Raw genomic sequence first — 17,309 nt, forward strand, 5'->3', positions numbered from 1 at the left:
GTTCAATGTAGCAACAGGGTATTACAGTGTCTGCAGTCAACGACACACATACCCCATGGGACACATTGTTTCACTCGCCGTTATTCAGTCCAATTGTTCCTGGTAATAGGTGTAGTGTCTGGGCGTCGGAGTTGACGAGCCATTCATGATGCAGCCACTCACGCGTACGCCTGAAAAGGTCAGTCGTTTGAGTGCTTCATTCAGTTGTGGCTCCTTCACTTCGCCTTCCTTCACTACCATGATAGTAGAACCTGCGTGTTTGCCCAGTGATGCCGCAGTGGAAACGCTCAAAACAGGTGGGGTATCGATGATGACCAGGTCGAATCGAGGTGCTACGGCATTCAGAAAGGCCCCGAACTCCTTGTCACTCGGCATGTCAACGCCAACATTGCCAGCGCCGGAATAACCACGCGGTATGCAGTACAGGTTGGCAACCGATGTCGCCTTGACGGTTTCCTTCAGCTCGCTTTTGCCTCGTACAACCTCGGGCAGACCCGGTCCGACCGGCAGACCCAGCGATTTGTGCAGTTGCCCGCGCTGATAGTCGGAATCGATCAGCAGGACCTTCTTGCCGGTCTGTGCCACCAGTACCGCCAGGTTCATGCTCAGGAAGGACTTGCCCATGCTGGGCAGGGGGCTGGTGAACATCAGGACATTGTTGTCGGCGTCGGCCATGACATCTTCGAGCATGCTGCGCAATCCACGCAGGTTTTCGATCGAATAGTCTTCCGGCTTTGACAGGGCCAGTACGTTGCCCGATATGGCCTTGCTGGCATCGCCACCGCTACTGCCGGGCAGCAGCTTGCGAGGGTCGACAGTGGTCGGGTTGCCCAGGCGGCGCTGCGCCGAACTTTTCGGAATGTTCATGTATACGGGCAGACCGGAGGCCCTTTCCAGCGAGTCCTGGTCACTGATGACAGTGGACAGTGCAGAGCGCAGCGTCAGGTACAGCGTGTAGAGAAACAGTGTTGTCAGCGTACCGCCGACGATGGCCAGCAGGGCGCTCGGTGATACCGGCTTGCGCGGTGGCAAGGCATCATCGATGACCTGGACTTCGCCGACATTGCCGACATTGGCGAGTCGCAGTTTCTGCAGTTCCTCGGAGATCTCGATGAACAGCTTGCGCTTGGTTTCCAGCTCGTCTTCCAGAATGGCGAGCTCACGCTGTGTGTCGGGGCGGGCACTCAGAGTGCCGCGTACCTGGCCGATCTTGTCGATGAGTACGTCGATTTCCTTCTGCAGGCGCTTGGGGGTGGGGTGGTTGACGGTATAACGCTTGAGCAGATCGTCTCGTTCGACTTCCTTTTCCAGCAGCTCGGTTTCGAGCTTGTCCAACTGACCGAGCTTGAAGTTGGTCTGGGTGTCTTCGCCGAAGGAGCCGGCATTGCGTCGGAAGTCAGACAGGGCAAGTTCCGCCGCTCGCAGTTCGGCTTCCACCTTTGGCAGCTGTTCTTCGAACACCTCGAGCTTCTCGTCGGATGAGCGATTCTGCGAGCCGAGTTTGACGTCCGTGTATTCACCGAGGATCGCATTGGTCAGGTCCGCAATATGCGCCGGGTCGTGGCCGCGCAGCTTGACCGTGATCATGCGTGACTTGGTATCGGTGGTTTCAGTGGAGAGATCCGCACGCAGCTCGCTGACGGCTGCCTGCAGGGAGGCTCGGGAAACCGAGAACTCCACACCGGCCGGAGCATTCAGTTCATCAACACGGATGGTCAGCGGGTCACCGCCGGGCGTCTCCACAGTGACTGACGTGCCGACTTCAGCCTGGGCGATCAGCTCGAGCCCATCGTCGTCGGTCAGACTGTAGGCCGTCTCACCCAGAGCGGTCAGTGTCAGCGCGCGATCTTCCCACTGGCGCGGCACTACCAGCTCGGTCAGGCTGATGTCGACATCTCCCCAGGCATACTGTTGGGCGAAGGACAGCTGGCTGACCAGGTTGCCCAGGGCAGGAATTTCCCGGGTCAGGTCGGACAGGATGGGCAGTTGCCTCGGCTCAGCGGAGGTGCGCAGATCATAGGCCTCGACCACCGGGCTGAGCACTTTGCGCGAACGCAGCAGATTGGCCTCTTCCTTGATGGTCGGGGCATTCCAGTCCGTTTGCGCGACACTGCTGCCATCGTCGAAATAGTTGCGTTCTTCCAGGACTTCCACCAGAGCGGATGTCTCGTAGGTCTTGTCAGTGCTGATCAGGTAAAGCCAGGCCAGGAACAGGCCGAGAAGCAGTGTCAGGAACAGACCGAACTTGTGTCGCAGCAGCAGGCGCAGGTATTCTTTCGCGTCACTGGTTGCTGGCACGGTTGCATATCCTTGCATAGGGGCGCCGGGTTGAGGGTAATTGAGTGTCTTCATCAAAGCGTTAAGTCCGTCGTCGTTGGCTCGGCTGTGAACCTGTCGATTATAGAGCCTGGGTCGTATATCACTTGTGCCCCGGGTTCACTCAAATCGTTCACTGCTGCCTTGCTTGTTATTATTATTGGTACACGCGCCTTGCGTGTTGCATGACGTATAGGTTGTGCGAGTCCTACCTACAAACTTGAGGGTGGTAGTCATCAATTCGAGATTGCAATTGCAGACAGATCCGGCCCTGCTTCCGGAATCGGCATGGCGCGATTGTAGCAACTCGCCTCCGCTGAATTGTGAAGTTGTTTTAATAAACACCCGCTGGAGGTAGTTTGTGGGCGATTCCAAGACATGGCGCATATTTCGCCGCCAGTCGGCTGGCGGTGGGCGCTCTGCCGTTCGCTGGTTGCTGGCCGCGATATTCCTCTATGCCCTGCTGACGTTGCTGCTGCACTCACTGTTTCCCCCTCCTGCGGCGGTCAGTATGCAGGGCGTGCAGCATAGTGCCCGACACTTGCAGTTTCTGCATGATGACAGCTGGCTGGATGAGCAAGGCGAGCGACAGCTGTCACAACAGATATTCGATGAACTGTTCCGCATGATTGCGCAGGCGGACAAACTGATCCTGCTGGACATGTTCCTGTTCAACGCCTGGCAGGGCCCGGTACCCGAGAGGCATCGGGCCTTGTCGGATGAACTCACGGATGCGCTGATAGCCCGTAGGCAAGAAATTGCCGACTTGCCGATCATCGTCATCAGCGATCCGATCAATACCGTTTACGGAGGCCTGCAGTCGGTCCATTTCAACCGTTTGCAGCAGGCCGGCATCACCGTGGTGCAGACCGACCTGACGAAGTTGCAGGACAGCAACCCCACCTGGTCGGGTTTCTGGCGCGTATTCATTCAGCCATTCGGCAATGCGCCGGGCGAGCTGCTGCCCAACCCCTTCGGCGAGGGGCGGGTGTCCCTGCGCAGCTATCTGTCGCTGCTGAACTTCAAGGCCAATCACAGAAAACTGCTGATCACCGATAGTGGCGATGATGACAAGCTTCGCGCTCTGGTGGCCTCTGCCAATCCGCACGATGGCAGCAGTGCCCACCGCAACGTGGCCATGTCGTTCTCGGGTGAAGCAGTGGTTGATCTGGTGGCAGCCGAGCGCGAACTGCTTCTGATGAACGAGGCGCATCAACAGGTTCAGCTGCTGGATGAAGTGCTGCACCATCTTGGCGTATTGCTGCCGGACTCCGATCTGCAAGCCGCAGTTTCCGGTTCGACACAGACTCCGAAGGCATCCGACCTGCCGACGGTGCAGGTACTGGGGGAGTCGCGCATCCAGCAGGCCGTACTGCAGGCCCTGGACCGAGCCGGTGCCGGTGATGCCGTGGATCTTGCCATGTTCTACCTCAGTGAGCGTGCCATCATCGAGGCATTGATCGCAGCCGAATCGCGCGGTGCCAGTGTCCGGGTATTACTGGATGTCAACAGTGATGCCTTCGGCCGGCAGAAGAACGGTGTGCCGAACCGGCCGGTTGCTGCAGAACTGGTCGCCAGCGGTGTCGAGGTGCGCTGGTGCGCCACGTCCGGCGAGCAATGTCATGCCAAATGGTTGCATGTGTCACAGGGCTCGGCTGCGCATGTCTTTTTGCTGGGCTCGGCGAATTTCACCCGGCGCAATCTGCATGACCTGAACATGGAGACCGATGTGCAAGTGCGGACGACATCGGAGTCGCCACTGACCGAAGAGATGATCACTTTTTTCGACAGGCAGTGGAACAATTCCGGCGGACGTACGTATTCATTGGACTATGACGAATTCGCGAACGACAGCCTGTGGTTGAAACTGCAATACCGATTCATGGAGATGACGGGTTTGAGCACGTTCTGATGGCTGTCGAGCTGATCTGGTCAGGTGTCTAGTCACCGAATCAGCGCTGGCGACTCTGTGCGCTGCAGGCGCCGGTCCGTGGCAGGGCGTCGCTTCGGTCGTGGCTGGATGCTGTCGCTGCTGGTGTCGAGTCTGCTGGTGGTCGCCTGCGAGCGGGAGCGTGCACCCGACGTCGTGAGCGGCATGCAGGAAACTGCCGCCGGCGATGAGACGCTCTCCCTGACAGCTCTGGTCGAACTGGCAGCCCGTCAAGACGCGGATCCGGTCGGTGGCGCCATCGTGTATCCCGCTGACCTGCGTCCGCATCCTCGGGCGGATGCCGAATCTTTCAGTCTGCAGGCGCTACTGGAGGATGAGCATGGCGAACAGGTGGAAGTGCAACTGCGGCTGGACCGGCTGGCACTGGAGCGTCAGTCTGTGCAGGCGTCGGCATGGGAATATTCGGATGTCATGCGCTCCAGCCTGCTTGTCGCCGGACCTGCCGCGACTGCTCCGCGACAAGGGCAGAGTGTGCAACGGCGCGCGCTGGGGCTGGCGGACAGCAACGAGACGAGCCTGTTCGTGACAGCCACTCGCATTGACTGGCTCATTCCCGAGGGACTGGGTGACACGGTTGCAGCGAACACTTCCTGCCACGCCGGCCTTCGGGTGACTGCCGCTCTGCCGGCGGTGGAGCCTGCCCAGGCTACAACGAGGCCGCCAGCCATGATAGTTGACGACAAGCAGAACCCGGCCGACGGGCTCGGGCGACGTCTGGAATTGCAGCTGGCACTTGACCACTGCCCGGATGGACTGGAGGTTGGGGATTTTCGGCAGTGGATGGCGCGTGCCGTACCGGTCAGCGCCTCCCTGTCGGCACCGGGAGACAGGCGAGATAGCGTCTTGGCAGGTGAAGCACTGCAGCCGGTCTGGCAGGGAAGAGCCTGGTTATCCAATAGCTGGGGGGCACTTCCATCATCCGGGGGTGCTGTGGTCATCGATACGCTCGAACTCTATCTGGAATCGTCGACTGATGACTCCGCACAGCAGCGTTTGAGTGTCACGCGCAGCAAGCGTCGTTCCGGTAGAGGCCCTGAAACGGTGCAGAGCAGGCTGCGCGGGACAGACGGCGCAGCTCGGTCTGTCGAGCTGCGCTGGACGGATACACTTGGCCAGCGTGTATCAGACGATACGCATGAGCTGCCGGAGTCCATTCGCATCGACAGTGATGACGGCGCCATCGCATTGCAGTTGACACCCTTGCAGCCGCCTGTGGTCAGACGTGATATCGACGGTAAGCGCTGGCGCGGTGCGGTGAGCATCAGCGGCACGCATGACGGTTTCGGATTTGCGGATTTTCAGCCTGTGCAGCGGGCGGATTGAAAACGGAGGCAGACCGATGAAGAGTCCGAAGGGCGCTTCCGGCAGGCATGGTCGGGCAATCATGCAGTACCGCAGATCGATACAGGGTATGAACATTGGCGTTGCGTTGCTGGCGTTCGCGTTGTTGGCAGGAGTGAGCGCGTGTCAGCGTGATGATGAATCGGCAACTGCCGGGGTGGCCAACAGTGCCGGTGTTGACAGCAGGCCTGCGGCAGTGATCGATATCGACCAGGCGAGCGAAGGCGTCACGCAACACCCGGCCCCCGATGCGGGACAGAGCGTCGTGTTGAGTGAGGCCGAACTGCCGGCGGGGTTGGCGGATCAGTGGCCGGCAGCGCGTTTCTCGTCCAGCGGTCCGATTCCTGCGGAAACACAGCGTCAGGGCGATGTGCAAGCCGGTCGAACCGCACTGCTGGAAGCGGCCTACGTCAGTTGCGGTCTGCCCGAACGTGTCTTCCGGCAATTGCTTGATGATGCAGACGTGGTTGAAATCAGCGGCCGCACGGAGGCCGCCCGAGGTCTGCCCTACAGTGTCAACATTCTGCAGAACGACAAGGGTGACCGGATCGTCAGCAGCAACTGCCTGACCTGCCACGCCACACCGTTGTTCGGTGAGCTGGTCGTCGGGCTGGGCAACGAGTTCCTGGATTTTACCGGGGATGCGTCTGCACAGGCCGAGCGAGCGGGACTATTGGTCGATGGACCGGCCGAGACAGCCATCTGGGAGCTTTTTGCCGATCGCATGGCGGCCATTGCGCCGTACATTCGACCTCATACCGTTGGCGTCAATCCGGCTAACAACCTGACCGCCGCCCTGATTGCCCATCGACATGCCGACGACAACGCCTGGTCAGACACGCCACTACTGCCTCTGCCACCACAGGACCCGCCGCCGGTGAGTGTGCCGCCCTGGTGGCGCATGCAGAAGAAACCGGCCATGTTCAACATGGGGGAAGGGCGGGGCGATCATGCGCGGCTGATGATGTCGGCCTCCATGCTGTGTAGTGACAATATCGATGAGCTTGAGCGGATCGATGCCTATGCGCCCGACATCCGCGCATTCATCGCCAGCCTCGAAGCGCCACCGTGGCCTTTCGAGCTGGATACCGCCTTGGCTGGCGAAGGGCGACAATTGTTCGAACAGACCTGTTCGCGCTGTCACGGCAGCTATGGGGATCAGCCCGAGTATCCTGCGCGACTGGTACCGCTGGACATCATTGGCACGGATCCGGTGCTGGTCGAGTTTGCCCGTGGAGAGGGCGCAGCCTACGTGGACTGGTTCAATCGTTCCTATTACGGCTTGCTGGCAACGGCCGCTCCCGGGCCCGGATACGTGGCGCCTCCGCTGGATGGCATCTGGTCCACGGCCCCGTTCCTTCACAACGGGTCAGTCCCCAGCTTGCGCGCCGTGCTGGACAGTGGCAGTCGGCCTGTGCTGTGGCGGCACAGCGCCTCTGATGCGTCCGATCCAGACAGCTATGATCAGGTGAACATGGGATGGGCCTTCGAGATACCAGCCGAGGACAAGAATGAGGCCGCAGTACCACAGTCCATCTACGACACCCGTCTTCCGGGATATTCGAACTCGGGTCATCGATTCGGTGATCACTTCGACGAGTCTCAGCGATCCGCCGTTCTGGAGTATCTGAAAACGCTGTAGCCGGCCAATCCGACTGGAACCTTCTTTATCTGCCAGTTGGCTCCGTCATCGACTTCTATTACGCTCGAATCTGTGTTGGAGTATCACTGGATTGTTCACCCGTGCAGATTGACCCTGCCTCTCATTCGTCTGGAATAACAAGAAAATGCTGAATACACCTTATCTTCTGTTTCTGGGAGATGCCCCTGATGCTCTGGCAGCCAAGGTTGCACAGGGCGTACGCGACTGGCGTCCCGAGAACTGCGTCGGTCAGTTTCGTCTGCCGGGCTGCCAGGCCGACATGGGCTTGCCGGACATGAGCATCGAGGAGGCTGTCAAGGCCGGCGCGCGAACCTTGCTGGTCGGGGTGGCCAATCGAGGGGGGCGGATCGGCGAAAGCTGGAACGTCGCCTTCGAACAGGCGCTGGCCGCAGGAATGGACATTGCCTCCGGACTGCACACTCTGCTGGCTGACAACCCGCGACTGGTCACCCTGGCTGAAGAGCATGGTCAATCGCTGTTCGATGTACGGGTGCCGCAGCAGGACTTCCCCATTGCCACCGGCAAGAAGCGCAGTGGCAAGCGCTGTCTGCCGATCGGCACCGATTGCTCCATCGGCAAGATGTACACCGCCATGGCGATGGAGAAAACCATGCGTGAGCGAGGCATGAAGGCAACCTTCCGGGCAACCGGTCAGACGGGGATTCTGATCACCGGCGGCGGTATCCCGCTGGACGCCGTGGTCGCGGACTTCATGGCGGGTGCCGTGGAGTGGCTGACACCCGACAACGATGCCGATCACTGGGATCTGATCGAAGGTCAGGGCAGTATCTTCCACGCCTCCTATTCCGGGGTCACCATGGCCTTGATACACGGTGGTGCTCCGGATGCTCTGGTGTTGTGTCATGAACCGACTCGTACCCACATGCGAGGCTTGCCGGACTACGCCTTGCCGAGCCTTGAACTGTTGCGCGACACGGCGCTGACGCTGGCACGCTTCGTCAATCCCGATTGCCAGGTGACCGGCATCTCGGTCAATACTGCGGCGCTGGATGAGGCGCAGGCCAGGCAAGTGCTGGGCGATATCGAGCAGCGCATGCAGCTGCCAACGGTCGATCCGTACCGCTACGGTGCCGATCGTCTGGTGGATGCGCTGGCATGAGCGGAACGAATGCCGGGGTTGTGACCTCGCTGGAAATCAGTCGGGATCGATTCGCCACCGCGGGCACGTTCACGATTTCCAGAGGGTCGCGAACCGAAGTCAATGTGGTGACCGTGACATTGAGCTCAGAGGGCTTCGTGGGCCGTGGTGAATGCGTGCCCTACGCTCGCTATGATGAGTCGATGGACAGTGTCTGCGCACAGATCCGCTCGCTGCAGGCGGATCTGGCTGCCGGGCTGGATCGTCAGGCGCTGCAGAGCGCCTTGCCAGCGGGGGCGGCTCGCAACGCTCTGGACTGTGCGATGTGGGACCTGGAGGCAAAACGCGCTGGCAAGCCGGTCTGGCAGCTGGCCGGCCTGCCAGCGCCGACAAGTGTTGTCACGGCGTACACCCTGTCGCTGGATACCCCGGCCAATATGCTCGCGTCTGCACGGAAGAATGCGTCCAGGCCGTTGCTGAAACTCAAGCTGGGCGGGGAAGGTGATCTGGAGCGCTTGCGAGCGGTTCGACAAGGAGCACCGGATTGTCGCCTGATCGTTGATGCCAATGAAGGCTGGTCTGCCGCCGACTATGACGAACTGGCTCCGTTGATGCTGGAGCTGGGCGTGGCTCTGGTGGAGCAGCCCCTGCCGGCAGGATCCGACCAGGCGCTGGCCGAACGCGGCAGGCCCCTGCCGGTCTGTGCCGACGAGGCCTGCCATGCTCGTGACAGCCTGGAATCACTGGTTGGCAAGTACGATGTCATCAACATCAAACTGGACAAGACCGGTGGTCTGACGGAAGCTCTGGCGATGCGCAGCGCCGCCCGCGAGGCAGGGTTCGGTGTCATGGTCGGTTGCATGGTGGGTAGTTCACTGGGTATGGCGCCGGCACATCTGGTGGCACAGGGCGTCGAGTTCGTGGACCTTGACGGCCCCTTGCTGTTGGCCGAGGATCGCTCGGCAGCCATTCACTATGACGGCAGTGACATGCATCCGGCAGACTCGGTACTTTGGGGATAGGCGCCCTTGTTGTAGTATTGCGGTGACCGATTCCTGGCGGGACGCAGGTTGCAAGGGTCAGTCAATGGGCGTCGGGGCGGTTCCCGGTCGCAATCGCGAGTGGATTACCGAGGTCTGACAGCATGTCGAAACGAATCATTGTGGTAGGTGGCGGGGCCGGAGGTCTGGAGCTGGTGGTTCGGCTCGCCCGCAAGTTGAAGCGTGCGGAGGATGTGTCGGTCATGCTGATCGACATGAATGCCTCGCATATCTGGAAGCCCCTGCTGCATGAAGTGGCTACCGGTTCGCTGGACAGTCACCATGATGAAACCAGCTACCGCATGCTGGCCAGAAAACACCAGTTCGATTTTCTGCTGGGCCGGGTCGTGCGAGTGGATAGTGACACTCAGCAGGTGATAGTCGCTGCAGAGATCGATGAAAACGGCGCTGAGCTGGTCGCCGAACGATCGCTTTCCTATGACCAGCTGGTGCTCAGCCCCGGCAGTCGCAGCAACGACTTTGGTACCGAGGGTGTTGCGCAACATTGCATCACGCTCGACTCCAGAGAACAGGCCGAGCGTTTCCACCAGCTCTACCTCAAGCAGCTGCATCGGGTCAGCGGATCCAGTGATCCGGATGCGGAGCTGTCGGTCGTGATCGTCGGCGGTGGGGCAACGGGGGTCGAGCTGGCAGCCGATCTGCATAATGTCGCAGGTCGACTACAGGATTACGGATTCCGGAAATTCTCCAAGGAACGCCTCAAGGTGGCCGTGATCGAGGCCGGGGCCATGCTTTTGCCACAACTACCCCAGCGGATCGGTCTGAGCATCCGGGATGAGCTGCAATCCATTGGTGTGTCGGTACAGACCGATACACGCATTGCCCGCGTCGAAAGTGACGCGCTGATCACCAGCGACGGCGAGCGGATCGGCGCGGACATCAGTGTGTGGGCCGCCGGCATCAAGGCTCCCGCCTTCCTGGCCGACAGCGGCTTTGCCTGTGACGGCATCGGCCGCGTCAAGGTGAATCCGGACCTGACACTCGAAGGGCACAGCAATGTGTATGGTCTTGGCGACTGCTGCAATTGCCCAACCCGGGATGGCGGCACTGTGCCGCCGAGAGCGCAGTCAGCCCATCAGATGGCCTCGGTCCTGGCCAACAACATTCTGGCAAGCCGCCGGGGCAAGCCAGCCAGGGAGTTCGTCTACAAGGACTTCGGCAGCCTGATCAGTCTCAGCCGGTTTTCCACCATCGGCAACCTCATGGGCAATCTCGTGCGTGGCACCGTTTTCGTCGAAGGCTGGCTGGCGCGGCTGTTCTATCTGTCCCTGTATCGCATGCATCAGAATGCGGTCCACGGCCCCGTGTCGACCTTGCTGATCATGCTCGGGGATCGAATTCATCGGGCAACGCGCGCCGAGTTGAAGCTGCACTGACAGTCCGGATTCCCGAGCGTTCGATGCACTGCTGCATGACGTCGACCTTGCCCGACGCCGCCGATGGCGTGACCGGGCGTTGCCAGCGTACAATTCGATCGTCACGCAGTCCGGGTTGCTGACTACTGTAACCCGGTCTGAGTGACGGGCAGGACAACGGCGCCGCACTGCGCGCCGTTCGATCAGATCAGTTCAACAAGGTGCTACTTGCTGGAGGAGTCTTCCGAGGTTTCTGCCTTGCGTGCGCGGTTGGCTTGCAGACGGGACCCCACCTTCTTCTCGAGCGCGCCGATGCCGGTAGCCACCTTGTCGGCCGTCTGGCGAACCACGCCATCCTTTGCCGTTACCTTCGAATAGGTGCGTCCGATGACGGTTTCCTCGCCGCGAGCGGCGGCAGCACGTTGCTCATCGAATTTGGTCCTGGCCATTGCGGTCGTCTCCTGTACTCTGGAGACAGCACGGCCCAGTGGTGTCTGCACGACTTCGCCCGGCGCGTTGGGGTCTCCGGTGGGGTTGGCTGTCCGGGTCAGGGCGGTGAAATTGGCCAGCAGTCCCTCATCGCTGGCAACGGTTTCATCGTGGCTGTGGGCTTCGACCCAACGTCGTTCGTTCAGGGCATTGAAGAACAGCCAGGCAGCAATGGCCAGAAGGCACAGGGTGGCAATCCACATCATCGAAACACTCCACTGGAAAATTGGCTGGTGAAACCAGCAGGATCGGTTTGGTCAGGCCGCAATGGTGCTTGTCCGCACAACAGTGCCTGTCAGGGTTCTAGGCATGGTACGCCACCGCAGGTGTCTGCTCAAGCAGGCTGGCGTAGCATCGTGCCGGCTTCAGTCTGTCGGTGAGTCAGTGGTACAGTAGCGGCCATGTCAGACAGGGGCTTGATACCGGCTTGCAACCCGTATGAACCCCGCAGTCGTGCATGATTCCGATCCCCTGGCGAAGCCACCAACCTGGACTGATGATGAAAACCTTGCGTATTGCCACCCGCAACAGCCCGCTTGCCCTGTGGCAGGCAGAAGATGTCAAGGCAAGAGTCGAGGCTCTGGGCATGGATGTGCAGGTCGAACTGGTCAGAATGACCACGCGTGGCGATCAGTTGCTGGACAGTCCCCTGGCGAAGATCGGTGGCAAGGGCCTGTTTGTCAAGGAGCTGGAGACCGCCATGCTCGACGGTGATGCGGACATTGCCGTGCATTCGATCAAGGATGTGCCGGCTGTCTTGCCCGAAGGGTTGCAGGTCGTGCATATTCTGGAGCGCGAAAATCCGCATGATGCCTTCGTGTCCAATCAGTTCCAGTCCGCAGCGCAACTGCCCGAGCGCGCCATTGTGGGGACTTGCAGCCTGCGCCGACAGGCGCAATTGCTGGCAAGGTACCCGCATCTGGAGGTGCATAACCTGCGGGGCAACGTCAATACCCGCCTGGCCAAGCTGGACGATGGTGAGTACGATGCGATCATCCTCGCCGCTGCCGGACTGATTCGGCTGGGCATGGAAGAGCGGATCGCGACTGAAATCGGTGTGGAAGAAAGCCTGCCAGCAGCCGGTCAGGGCATTGTCGGTATCGAATCACGCGTGGATGACACCGATACCATTGCTCTGCTGGATCATCTGCATCATCAGGAAACCAGTTATCGCGTGCAGGCCGAGCGAGCCCTGAGCGCACGTCTGGATGGTGGCTGCCAGGTGCCCATTGCGGCCTACTCCGAGCTGGAGGGCAATCAGCTCTGGTTGCGTGGCCTGGTGGCCTCGCCGGATGGTCAGACCGTGGTGACGGCAGACGCGCGCGGGCATTGCAACGAGGCGGTGGATCTGGGGGTCAAGGTGGCCGAAATGTTGCTGTATCGTGGGGCCAATGACATCCTTCGTGATCTGGGCCTGCAGCCGGCGTCGCTGGATGAAGTGGCTGCCAGTGCCGGCAAATACGTTCGCAGGAGCCGCAAGACGTAACACTCGGCAGCTAAAGTACGACGCCGGATGGTCACTAAGGCCACTATGGAACCGACTACTTCGTTGTCGCTGAACGAGACAGATGACTATCTGTCTCCGGGCAGCCGTGTCAAGACACGCATTCTACTCATCGACGATGACGAAGCCTACTGCTTCCTGTGCAAGCGCTATCTGCGTTCGGACGATTCGTTTCAGCATACCGTCATCTCGGCCGGTACCACGGCCGAAGCGCTGGCCATCTGTGCGGTGGACACTTTCGACTGCATCGTGATCGATTATCGACTGCCGGACATGATGGGAACCGAGGTCATCAAGATGCTTCGGGAAAAGATGGGCCATACCATGCCCCCCACCATCGTGTTCACGGCTGACGGAGGGGAAGAGGCCGCCATCGAGGCCGTGCGTTCCGGGGCCAACGATTTTCTGGCCAAGCGCAACGTCACGCAGCAGTCCCTGTGCCGGGCTGTCAAGAACACGATCGAGAAGGGCATGCTGCGCAAGTCACTGATGAGCCGTGTCAAGGAGCTCGAAGCGGCGAATCAGTTGCTGATCAAACGCAATGACGAGATCAAGCGCTTCTATCATACGGTGTCGCATGAGGTGAAGACGCCCCTGACGGCCATTCAGGAATTCGTGGCCATCGTGGCCGATGGTCTGGCGGGACCCATCGAAGAAGAACAGAAAACCATCCTGACCTATGCACTGGAGAGCTGTGAGCAGATATCCACACATTTCAACGATCTGCTGGAATTGTCCCGTTTCGAGACGGGCAAGATGACGATCGACCCCAAGCCCTGCAGCATTCACGATGTCTTCGATCATTGTGTGGTGGCGGCCACGCCGGCCTCCGTGGCCAAGGGCATCACCTTGACAGTCAATGATCAGTTGCAGCTGCCGCTGGTCATGATGCAATCCAATCGCATCATCCAGGTGTTGAGCAATCTGATCAACAATGCTGTCAAGTTCACGGATTCCGGTGGCAGCGTGACGGTCGACAGCGAGCTGATCGACGGTGGGCGCTTGTTGCGTCTGAGTGTTCGCGATACCGGTTGTGGTATTCCGGAAACGGATACCGGCAAGGTCTTCGACCGGCTCTATCAGGTCAATCCTGCCAATGATCAGCAGAACGGCCCGGGCATGGGGCTGGGCCTGAGCATCGCCTCGGAAATCGTGGCCCTGCACGGCAGCGCCCTGGAGGTCGAAAGCGAGCTGGGCGTCGGCAGTGTCTTTTCGTTCTGCCTGAAGACTGCCACTGACGAGGACCTGCTGCAGGTCGCCTGATATCGCTGGCGGAGCGGGCGATCAGGCCTGAGCGGGAACGAGCTCCCTCGTGAGATGTTTCCGTGGCGTCATCACTGCAGGCTCATTGGTCGGACCACGCTCGGGAACTGTCGCCAATCAGGCGGGATCGTTCCGAAATACGCGATGTATTAGCGCAAGCCTGTCTTCGGCCTGCAATTGAATTTGCCTATGCTTATTATCACAGTGCAATGACTGTCAACTGAGTGTCATTGCAGCTGGTACAATAACAGGTCAATTTGAGCAGGAGTCTTACGTGCTAATCGGAGTTCCTACGGAAACGTACGCTGGCGAAAGGCGTGTCGCAATGACACCCGAGACCGCTGGTCACATCATGAAGCTCGGCCACACCCTGTGTGTGCAGAGCGGTGCCGGTCTGGCAGCCAATATTGCAGACGAACTGTATACCGACGCTGGGGTGGAAGTCCTGCCCGATGCCAAGGCGGTATATGACAAGGCCGACCTGATAATGAAAGTCAGGGCCCCGGCACAGGACTCGGACATCGGCGATGAAGTCGCCATGTTGCGTTCGGGTACAGCGCTGGTCAGCTTCATCTGGCCTGCGCAGAACGAGGAACTGATGAAGGCTCTGGCCGCACGCAATGTGACGGTGCTGGCCATGGACTCGGTGCCACGGATGTCTCGCGCACAGAAGATGGACGCCCTGAGCTCGATGGCCAACATCGGCGGTTATCGCGCAGTGGTCGAAGCGGCCAATCAGTTCGGTCGTTTCTTCACCGGTCAGATCACGGCCGCCGGCAAGGTGCCACCAGCCAAGGTACTGGTCATCGGTGCCGGTGTTGCGGGTCTGGCAGCCATCGGTGCCGCACGCGGCATGGGGGCCATCGTGCGCGCCTTCGATACTCGTCCGGAAGCGGCCGAACAGGTCGAGAGCATGGGTGCCGAGTTTCTGATGCTCGACTTCAAGGACGATGAAGACGGCGCGGGTGAAGGCGGCTATGCCAAGGTCATGAGCAAGGAATTCATCGATGCCGAGATGGCCCTGTTTCGGGAACAGGCAAAGGAGGTCGATATCATCATCACGACAGCCCTGATTCCCGGCAGGCCAGCGCCCGAACTGATCATGACCGACATGGTCGAGTCCATGAAACCGGGCAGTGTCATCGTCGATCTGGCCGCCGAACAGGGCGGTAACTGCAAACTCACTCGAGCCAACGAAATCGTCAAGCATGGCGAAGTGACATTGATCGGCTACACCGATCTGCCCAGCCGCATGGCAGCCCAGTCTAGCCAGCTCTATGGCACGAACCTGCGGCACCTGCTGGCCGACCTCACGCCGGAAAAGGATGGCGTGATCAACGTCAACATGGAGGATGAAGTCATCCGTGGTGCCACCGTGATCAAGGAGGGCGAGATCACCTGGCCACCCCCGCCACCGAAACTGTCTGCTGCGCCGAAGCCAGCGGCCAAACCTGCCGTGGTACCCGAAACCACCGAAGTCAAGACCGGCAGTGCGCGCGGCAGTCTCATTGCGGCTGCTGTTGCGGCGGTTGCCCTGTTGCTGGTGGGCAGTGTCGCACCGGCGGATTTCATGAGTCACTTCACCGTGTTCGTGCTGGCCTGCTTCGTCGGCTATCAGGTCGTCTGGAGTGTCACCCCGGCGCTGCATACGCCTCTGATGAGTGTGACCAATGCCATCAGCGGCATCATCGTGGTGGGTGCGCTGCTGCAGATCTCCTCCTCATCCGGTCTGGTGGTCTTTCTGGCCGCTCTCGCAACTCTCATTGCCAGTATCAATATTGCCGGCGGATTCTTGGTAACTCAGCGCATGCTGAAAATGTTCAGGAAATAAGAAAAGATGAATCAAGGTATGGTTACGGCTGCCTACATCATTGCAGCCATTCTCTTTATCCTGAGCCTGGCCGGTCTGTCCAATCAGGAAACCGCCAGACGCGGCAATCAGGCCGGTATCGCCGGTATGGCCATCGCGGTGCTGGCGACCATCATCGGCGACGGTGTGTCCAGCTATGGTGTGCTGCTGGTCACCGTGGGTATCGGTGGTGCCATTGGTGCCTGGCTGGCAAAGCGTGTCGAAATGACTCAGATGCCGGAACTGGTTGCCATTCTGCACAGTTTCGTCGGTCTGGCGGCGGTGCTGGTGGGCTTTGCCAGCTATCTGACGCCGGAGTCTCATCTGGTGGGTACGGAACGCACCATTCATGACGTCGAGATCTATCTGGGAATCCTGATAGGTGCGCTGACCTTCACCGGATCGGTCGTTGCATTCGGCAAGCTCAGTGGCAAGGTCGGCAGCAAGCCGTTGATCCTGCCAAACCGCCACGCACTCAACATCGGTATCGGCGTTGCCTGTCTGGTACTGCTGTTCATGTTTCTGGGCACGGCACCCGATGCCGCCACCGAACATGCCGGCAAGGGGCTGGGAACCTTCCTGCTGATCATCATGACGCTGCTGGCCTTTGCCTTCGGTGTGCACATGGTCATGGCCATTGGCGGTGCCGATATGCCTGTCGTCATCTCCATGCTCAACAGTTACTCTGGCTGGGCTGCAGCGGCTACCGGTTTCATGCTGTCCAACGATCTGTTGATCGTGGTCGGTGCCCTGGTCGGATCGAGCGGTGCCATCCTGAGCTACATCATGTGTCGTGCCATGAATCGCAAGTTTCTGAGCGTCATCATGGGCGGTTGGGGTGATGCTCCCAAGACTGCCGGTGGTGATGCCGGTGATGAGGAGCAGGGCGAAGTCATCGGAATCAATGCCGATGAGGTGGCCGAGATGTGCAAGAACGCCGATTCGGTGGTTATCGTGCCCGGTTACGGCATGGCTGTAGCGCATGCACAGCATCCCGTATCGGAGTTGACTCAGAAACTCAAGGCGGCCGGAATCAATATCCGCTTTGCCATTCACCCGGTTGCGGGTCGGATGCCCGGCCACATGAACGTGCTCCTGGCCGAGGCCAATGTGCCTTACGACCTGGTGCTCGAGATGGATGAGATCAACGACGATCTGAGTGATACCGATGTGGTCATCGTCATCGGGGCCAACGATATCGTCAATCCGTCTGCCATGGAAAATCCGAACAGCCCGATTGCCGGCATGCCGGTTCTGGAAGTCTGGAAAGCCAAGACCGTCATCGTCTCGAAGCGATCCATGGCCACCGGTTATGCCGGTGTCGAAAACCCTCTGTTCTTCCGCGAAAATACTCGCATGCTGTTTGGTGATGCCAAGGACAGCGTCCAGGGCGTACTTGCCAATCTGTAGTCGGTAAC

The 17,309-nt window shown here is 59.9% G+C and carries 12 protein-coding genes; 10 read left to right on the plus strand and 2 right to left on the minus strand.

The window, feature by feature from the left end; translation table 11 throughout:
• Nucleotides 1–84: 84 nt before the first annotated feature.
• Nucleotides 85–2,298, minus strand: coding sequence for an AAA family ATPase (locus tag ACUNV4_RS07310; RefSeq protein ID WP_430877850.1), 2,214 nt, complete (start codon nt 2,296–2,298; stop codon nt 85–87).
• 379 nt (nt 2,299–2,677) lie between these two features.
• On the opposite strand from ACUNV4_RS07310, the gene ACUNV4_RS07315 reads away from it, so the two are divergent.
• From ACUNV4_RS07315 to ACUNV4_RS07340, 6 genes are all read left to right on the plus strand, one after another.
• Nucleotides 2,678–4,228 (plus strand): phospholipase D-like domain-containing protein, encoded by a 1,551-nt coding sequence (locus tag ACUNV4_RS07315; protein WP_430877851.1) that lies wholly within the window; start codon nt 2,678–2,680, stop codon nt 4,226–4,228.
• A 78-nt stretch (nt 4,229–4,306) separates the two neighbouring features.
• Nucleotides 4,307–5,590, plus strand: a complete 1,284-nt coding sequence (locus ACUNV4_RS07320) for a hypothetical protein (RefSeq protein WP_430877852.1) — start codon at nt 4,307–4,309, stop codon at nt 5,588–5,590.
• A 16-nt stretch (nt 5,591–5,606) separates the two neighbouring features.
• Nucleotides 5,607–7,250, plus strand: coding sequence for a c-type cytochrome (locus ACUNV4_RS07325; RefSeq protein WP_430877853.1), 1,644 nt, complete (start codon nt 5,607–5,609; stop codon nt 7,248–7,250).
• A 145-nt stretch (nt 7,251–7,395) separates the two neighbouring features.
• Entirely contained in the window at nt 7,396–8,391 is a 996-nt protein-coding gene (gene dgcN, locus ACUNV4_RS07330; RefSeq protein WP_430877854.1) for an N-acetyltransferase DgcN, read from the plus strand.
• Complete coding sequence (dgcA, locus tag ACUNV4_RS07335) at nt 8,388–9,392, plus strand: N-acetyl-D-Glu racemase DgcA (RefSeq protein WP_430877855.1); 1,005 nt, start codon at nt 8,388–8,390, stop codon at nt 9,390–9,392. Before dgcN ends, dgcA begins: the two co-directional genes overlap by 4 nt.
• Nucleotides 9,393–9,514: 122 nt before the next feature.
• Entirely contained in the window at nt 9,515–10,807 is a 1,293-nt protein-coding gene (locus ACUNV4_RS07340; RefSeq protein WP_430877856.1) for an NAD(P)/FAD-dependent oxidoreductase, read from the plus strand.
• Nucleotides 10,808–11,010: 203 nt separating this feature from the next.
• Here the strand turns inward: ACUNV4_RS07340 and ACUNV4_RS07345 are convergent, their stop codons facing one another.
• Nucleotides 11,011–11,481 carry a hypothetical protein gene (locus ACUNV4_RS07345; protein ID WP_430877857.1) on the minus strand — a complete coding sequence of 157 codons (471 nt, stop codon included), beginning with the start codon at nt 11,479–11,481 and terminating at the stop codon, nt 11,011–11,013.
• Nucleotides 11,482–11,771: 290 nt separating this feature from the next.
• Between ACUNV4_RS07345 and hemC the strand changes: the two genes are divergently transcribed.
• The 4 genes from hemC (at nt 11,772) to pntB (ending at nt 17,301) form a co-directional block, all read left to right on the plus strand.
• Entirely contained in the window at nt 11,772–12,761 is a 990-nt protein-coding gene (hemC, locus tag ACUNV4_RS07350; protein ID WP_430877858.1) for a hydroxymethylbilane synthase, read from the plus strand.
• A 45-nt stretch (nt 12,762–12,806) separates the two neighbouring features.
• Nucleotides 12,807–14,042, plus strand: coding sequence for a sensor histidine kinase (locus ACUNV4_RS07355; RefSeq protein ID WP_430877859.1), 1,236 nt, complete (start codon nt 12,807–12,809; stop codon nt 14,040–14,042).
• Nucleotides 14,043–14,367: 325 nt separating this feature from the next.
• Complete coding sequence (locus ACUNV4_RS07360; RefSeq protein ID WP_430877860.1) at nt 14,368–15,873, plus strand: Re/Si-specific NAD(P)(+) transhydrogenase subunit alpha; 1,506 nt, start codon at nt 14,368–14,370, stop codon at nt 15,871–15,873.
• 6 nt (nt 15,874–15,879) lie between these two features.
• The gene (gene pntB / locus ACUNV4_RS07365; RefSeq protein ID WP_430877861.1) at nt 15,880–17,301 is read left to right on the plus strand and encodes a Re/Si-specific NAD(P)(+) transhydrogenase subunit beta; all 1,422 of its coding nucleotides are present in this window, start codon (nt 15,880–15,882) and stop codon (nt 17,299–17,301) included.
• Nucleotides 17,302–17,309: the final 8 nt, after the last annotated feature.

Source organism: Granulosicoccus sp. 3-233, assembly GCF_052681095.1.